The sequence below is a fragment of the Candidatus Angelobacter sp. genome (assembly GCA_035607015.1).
GTDB lineage: Bacteria > Verrucomicrobiota > Verrucomicrobiia > Limisphaerales > AV2 > AV2.
The window spans coordinates 1-6,060 of record DATNDF010000049.1; the positions used below are offsets into that span (position 1 = coordinate 1).

Below are 6,060 nucleotides of genomic sequence, written 5' to 3' on the forward strand. Positions count from 1 at the left end.
AATCTTATCTGACGGCCGCGGATGTCGACCGCTGCGCCGAGTGTTACCACGGTGTGAACGTGAAGCTGATGAAGACCGGCGGCATCACCGGCGCGGTCGAAGCACTGCGGGCCGCGCGGAAAGCAGGATTAAAAACGATGCTCGGCTGCATGATCGAATCGAGTGTCTCAATCACGGCGGCCGCCCACCTCGCCGAACTGACTGACTACCTCGACATCGACGGCAATCTGCTGGTGACCAACGACCCCTACCGGGGCGCAAGTGCAAAGAACGGAATCATTTCCTTTGCCGAAACCCCCGAGCAAACAGGACTGCGGGTCAAACAAAGGACCTAGCATGGTTATCGACAATTGTCCGCCAGCAGCCCGAAAGCATGCGTTCGTGGAGGCGTCCGGACGGTAAAGACTGGCGGCGTTCTGGAGCGCCCGGAAAGAATCCGGGCTGTGCCGGGAAAGGTGTGCCCTTAAACGCACAGTTGACTCTGATTTTTCAGAAGATTAGTCTCCACACCGTTAGCCCAAAACAACGCATGGTGCACTTGCAGCCGCACTCGACAACGCTTATGAAAAAACCTCGCCTTCAAGAACGACTTTCATGGCTCAAGAACAAGATGTCGCGCCGGGCCTTTACGCTCATTGAGCTATTGGTGGTGATCGCCATCATCGCCATTCTGGCCGCGCTGCTTTTGCCGGCTTTGGCGAAGTCAAAGGATCAGGCGCAAATGACGGTTGACCGGAACAACGTGAAGCAAATCCTCTTATCGAGTCATCTGTATTCCCAGGACGATAACGACTATTTGGCGCACCCGACGTGGGGAGGCATTGATGGAGGCAGCCCGGGTCCCGACGGATGGGCGTACGCGACAAAAAACAATGGTCGAAGTGCTAGCTTGCCTGCCACTGCCGGAATCATTAGTGGTAATTGCGCGGGGCGGGACGTCAGTTCGACGCAGTTCAGCAATCAGATCTCGTTTTTCAAAATTGGCCAACTCGGACCTTACGTGAGCGATTATCACGTCATGTGGTGCCCGAAGGATGTGGCCACCCGGCATGTCGGCGACCCCAAAAAAATCGGAACACTTGCCTACAACTGGATACAGCGGCCGGTAAAAGTGACTTCTTACTGTTGGAATGGCACGATCGGAGGATACGTGGGCACCAAAGGAAGCGCATTCAACCCGGACGGCAGAACCTTCAAGGTAACGGATTTCCTCCCATCGACCGACTGGCAGTTCTGGGAGCAGAATGAAAGTGACCCTTTTTATTTCAACGACGCAGGCAACAACCCCGAGTCAATCGGTGAGACGATTTCCCTGCGTCACGCGGGAATTGCGAGCTGGTGGACGCTCCCGGTACTCACCGCAAGAAGCCTCAAAGGCGGCGCGCTGGTGGGCATGTTTGATGGTCACGGTGAACTTGTGCCGTGGAGCAGATGCCATGATCTGGTGACGAAGAAAATACCTGCGCCAAATGACATTTTGAACGGGCCGCGTTACAGGTAATCGCGACCCTCTGTTTATCCCGCCATCATGGACAAATCGGTCTGTCGCGCGGTTTTAATGGTATTTGTGCTGATTGCAGGCATCAGCGTGGGCTGCGGTCCAAAGAACCCTCCCGCCAGCGTTTCTCAACTCGACACCAATTCCCTCCCGGGCACGGCGGAGGTTAAAGCAGCGCTTGAGAAAAAAGATTACGAGGGGGCGGTTGCCGCCTATTTGAAAATCAATCAAGGTGTTGCCACCGAGGAACAGCACGCGCAGTTGATGGCTCTCTCCCGCGAACTGCGGCTCAAGTTGAGCGAAGCCGCCCCAACAGACCCGAAGGCTGCTGAAGCCCTGAAGGCCGTGGGTGTCATGACGTCCGGCCGTTAGTTCCATTCTCAAAACACCCGTGCGGGAACGGGAGTCTTTGTTCGAGTGTTATCGCGAATCGTGTTTTTCCCGCGCTGGACCTGCCTGAGCATCAAGAGACGAACGAGTCAGAATCTTTAGTTTCGCGTCCGACGTGGCTCGCTGGTCACTCCCTTAACCGGACCGGCTTCTGATCCTGCTGGCGAATCAACCGTTGAATCCCCTCCTTCATCGCGGTTAAATCGTTTAAGCGAACCATTGTCTGGCCCGGCGGGTTTTGATTCTGTTCGGCCGTCATTTCCCTGTTCCATCTGCCCACTACAACTGATTCGACCGGTCCGCGCGACTCAGGAGGCAAGGTGTAATCGTAACCGGTTGGGACGATTCCCGGCATGACCTGTTTCAGGGAGCGCTCCGCTACACAGCGCACGGCCGCGTAAGAATCATCCAGCAATTGTCCCAGGATCGGCGCCACCCAGTTGGTTCGAGAAATTTCGAGCGCGGGTCCCCAGCCCAGATGCCACGCCAGGAGCACACGTTGCCCTGCGTCGCCGGCCAGTGCCAGTCGCACCGCATCCGCGATGTTTGTCTGGTCGTTTGTGAGTTCAGGTATTGCCTGCCCGTACCATTGTTTAAGCTCCAATGCGGTCCAGGCAAGCGTCTTGTCCAGATGGCAGAGATTGCAGGCATTGGGGCGGCCCGTCGCCAGTTCGTCCGCAACGCGGGGGCTGCTGATCTGGTGACTCCGGATCGCCTTTAACACGCCGTAGGTGGTGTGCGGCATGTGGCAGTTGTAGCACTGGCTCCCGCTGGACGCGGCGGGGTGGTGCGTGTGCGCCGCGACCTGCGGCTCGTCCTTGAATCGCTCGTGACACTGGGTGCAGGTGCGGTTGTCCGTCCGATTGCGCGCCAGCTGGCCGTTGGGGTCGCTCTCGTGGAGGGAGTGACAGGACAGGCAGGAAAACCTGCCGCCCTTGTAACACGGCGATTCGAGCAATCCGTTGTAATCCCGGCCAGAGACCCGGATCATCCCGTCGGACCAAAAGAAGTCACGGAGGAGATCGGGATCGCGAGCGAGAACGTCCGCCAGCCCGGGTATCGCCGCGATTCGAGATGGCCGGATGATGGGTGTGGTCTGCTCCAGATCATCGCCCGGCCGGAAGCGAAATCCACTCTGACGCCATCCTTCAGACTTATCGAACCATTTCATCGAGTGGCAAAAACCACAGATTTGGGCGGATCGGGCCGGGTCGATTTTTTTGGGGTGAACAATCTCGTTCCTCAGGATTTGCGCATCAGGCGGCCGTGGATTGTTTCGGGCCGCCCGTCGGGCTGCAACGTGGGATTGCCCGGGACCGTGACATGCCTCGCAGGCGATGCCCAATTCCGCAACGCGCGTGTCCATCGTGCGAGTTTCAGAATTCGCGCGAGGTTCAGTTCCCGTGGCGTGACACCGACTGCAGACAACATTCCAGACTTCCGACTGATGCACGACCTCGGGGGGTCGCACAAATGTCGAGTTGCGCGGCACCCAGCGCTTCTCCGGGATCAACCACGTGAAAGGGAAGCCGATCTGCATGTTACCGTCACCGCTCGGCACCCAGAAAACCTGCATGTGATGCGAACCGGTGACCAGTCCGACTCGAACATCGGCCGTTTCTGCGGCGGGTCCGTCGGGTGTCGCCACGTTGCGTTCCATTCGTACGTGGAATTCATCGCGCTGCTGGCTCAAGACGAAACGGACTCCATCGTTGGTGAGCGCCACGTTGTGAAAATCCGCCCGGACCGTGTCCGCCGCTGCGATCTGCGTCATTGTCCGGTGATAGCTGCGATGCCAGCTGTCGTATTGATCCTCGTGACACGCGCGGCACGCCTGCGAACCGACATACCCCGCCGGTCCGCCGACGTGTGGAAGAACGCTAGCGAAGCCGGAAGCCTCGACCACCGCGGATGTTTCGGTCGCGCGTGGGAGGTCCGGCTTGTCCACGCCGGTCGCCGCGTCTTTCGGCGAGCAACCCAACAACAGAAACAACCCGCCGACACCGGCCAGCATGCCCGGCCGCCCAGCCGGCGCGCACCTGCGCAGGAATTCAGTCGGCGTCATGGTTTTTACGGTTTGGATCCGGCCCGGGCCTTCTCAATCCTGGAAAGAATCTCGCGCACTCCCGGGTCTTTTGGATTGATGCGCAACGCGGTCCGGACGCACACCTCCGCCTGATCCAGATCCTGCTCCTCGATGCAGATCAATCCCAGTCCGACAAGGGATTTGTAGTGTTCCGGATTGACGCGCAATTCCCCCTCAAATTCCAGGCGGGCCGACGAGAATTGGTGGTCGTCGAAAAAAATCAAACCGAGATAATAATGAGCCTCGGGTTGATCCGGCTTAAGATCGAGGGCGATCCGAAAATGTTGCGCGGCGGCGGCGGTCCGGCCGAGCGGACCCAATACCTTGCCCAGCGCAACATGGGACGGGGCATCGCCCGGGTGGGCGCGAAGAAAGTTTTCGTAAAACGCGGCGGTTTCACGCGAGTCCATGAGTTGCTTTTCGCGTTTCAAGATGGCGAGGTCGTTCGCGTTGCCGGGCATGACCTGAAACCATATTTCGCCCATTTCGTCCGTGCTCTGCGGGCCGAAAACGACGCGGCGAGGAGGACGGTTGGGGTTGCGGATATTCGCTGACGAGTTGTCGTAGCTGATCGATAATTCCAGCCGCGTGTCACGTGGAAGCCGGACCGGCTCGTTGTAGCGATACAATTCCTGCCATTTGAAATCCCAGCGCGGAATGCGCAGCAGTGAGCGCTTCTTGCCGTCTGGAAAAGTCGCCGTGAACCGGACTTCCCGCGCGAGATAGTGGGCGTGGGGCATGACCGCCAGTAGTTCGACATCCACCGGCAGTTTGAAACTGCGCGCCACTGCATAATTTGTCTCGCTGGCCGGAATGTCGATCAGTTGCGAAATCAGGCCCATGACAAAAGGGATTCGATCCGGCGGGGACTCCGTGAAATAGAAACCGATTTCGGGTTGGACCGTTTCCTTTTTGCCGGTGCGTTGCATGTGCATCTGGAGCACAAGGTCGCTGTTGGCTTCCAGCAGCCAGGTCAGTTCTGGCGGATTCCGGCGCGGTTGGTGGCCCGGCGCCCAGGCCAGCAGCTGACCGGGCGGAAACCGCGCGGGGACGTTCATTCCGCCGAAGCCGGGGTCGGCGTCCTGGTCGTCGAGACGGCGGCACTGCCCGGTATGATCGAACAGGATGCGGACATGATGGACGCTCTGATTGCCGGGACGAAACTCGAATGCCTGAACAAAGCGATTGGATGTCAGTGGCAGCGGCACGACGAAGTTGCGATAGACATCCGGTCCTTCCGGACCGAGTTCAAACGGTTCGATCATCCGCACGACGAGATCCGGTTGCCCCAGTTGCCAATTCGATGGAAATGTCGGAACGGGCGGCAGATCGCCGGCCGCACCTTCCAACTCGCCGCTTGCGATCCAGCGCCGAAACAGATCGACCTCGGCTTCTGTCATCCGGCGCGAGTCAATGAATGCCGGGCCATCGGGCACCGGTAACCATGGAGGCATGAGCCGGCCTGCCGTTACTTCGCCAATCTCCTTCGCGCGCCTGCGGACATCGGCGTATTGCAGAAGAGAAAAAGGGCCGGCTCCGCCCGGACGATGGCACGGCGCGCAATGTTGAAAAATCAGCGGCGCAAGATCATGGTTGAAGGTAATGGGTCCCGCGTCAGCGGCTTTTGCACGACCGTCCTCCACGACCTTCGCTGCCGCCAGCAACCCCGCCGCGGCACAGAACGCTGCAAAAGCAAACATCCGCATGGCGTACGCACGGTAACTCCGGCCCGCTCGCGTGTCACCGCTGAATCGCATTTTCTGATGGAGGACGAATATCGTGATAGTGGTTCACGGCAGGTTCGCGCAAGTTCAACACCTGGCCGTTGACCCATTTGATTTCCACCCGGTCCACCCGGTCCGCCTTCCCCAGACCAAAATGCACGGTGTCCGCGTGCTGCGAACGATAGGAATCGCCCGTCACGATTTCCCGGACTGCGCTCCGCCCGCCATAGCGCAGCGTCACGCGGGCGCCGACCGGTGATGGTTTTCCGCTTTCTTCCCGAAAACGGAAGCCGATCCAGTTGCCACGGTCATCAAGCGTGTTCTGGTAGATTCGCAACGTCTGCCTTGCTTCCGGCCAGGCC

At 59.1% G+C, this 6,060-nt stretch carries 6 protein-coding genes; 3 read left to right on the top strand and 3 right to left on the bottom strand.

Features of this window, described 5'->3' with window-relative positions; translation table 11 throughout:
* The 3 genes from VN887_02045 to VN887_02055 all read left to right on the top strand — a co-directional run.
* Positions 1–335, top strand: a 335-nt coding sequence (locus VN887_02045; GenBank protein ID HXT38782.1) for an enolase C-terminal domain-like protein, incomplete at its 5' end; no start/stop codon positions are given.
* A gap of 227 nt (positions 336–562) precedes the next feature.
* A complete protein-coding gene (locus tag VN887_02050) occupies positions 563–1,501 on the top strand; it encodes a prepilin-type N-terminal cleavage/methylation domain-containing protein (protein HXT38783.1) in 939 nt (312 codons plus the stop codon).
* A 27-nt stretch (positions 1,502–1,528) separates the two neighbouring features.
* On the top strand, positions 1,529–1,870 hold the full coding sequence (locus VN887_02055) for a hypothetical protein (protein ID HXT38784.1): 342 nt from the start codon (positions 1,529–1,531) through the stop codon (positions 1,868–1,870).
* A 145-nt stretch (positions 1,871–2,015) separates the two neighbouring features.
* On the opposite strand, the gene VN887_02060 is transcribed toward VN887_02055, so the two are convergent.
* From VN887_02060 to VN887_02070, 3 genes are all read right to left on the bottom strand, one after another.
* Positions 2,016–3,953 (bottom strand): multiheme c-type cytochrome, encoded by a 1,938-nt coding sequence (locus VN887_02060; GenBank protein HXT38785.1) that lies wholly within the window; start codon positions 3,951–3,953, stop codon positions 2,016–2,018.
* A 5-nt stretch (positions 3,954–3,958) separates the two neighbouring features.
* Positions 3,959–5,731 (bottom strand): tetratricopeptide repeat protein, encoded by a 1,773-nt coding sequence (locus VN887_02065; protein ID HXT38786.1) that lies wholly within the window; start codon positions 5,729–5,731, stop codon positions 3,959–3,961.
* On the bottom strand, positions 5,715–6,060 hold a 346-nt coding region (locus tag VN887_02070), incomplete at its 5' end, for an ASPIC/UnbV domain-containing protein (GenBank protein ID HXT38787.1). The genes VN887_02070 and VN887_02065, both read right to left, overlap by 17 nt.

Bases quoted from the DNA above. Each gene is read 5' to 3' on its own strand.
- VN887_02050 (HXT38783.1), top strand. From the start codon at position 563: ATGAAAAAACCTCGCCTTCAAGAACGACTTTCATGGCTCAAGAACAAG.
- VN887_02055 (HXT38784.1), top strand. From the start codon at position 1,529: ATGGACAAATCGGTCTGTCGCGCGGTTTTAATGGTATTTGTGCTGATT.
- VN887_02060 (HXT38785.1), bottom strand. From the start codon at position 3,953: ATGACGCCGACTGAATTCCTGCGCAGGTGCGCGCCGGCTGGGCGGCCG.
- VN887_02065 (HXT38786.1), bottom strand. From the start codon at position 5,731: ATGCGATTCAGCGGTGACACGCGAGCGGGCCGGAGTTACCGTGCGTAC.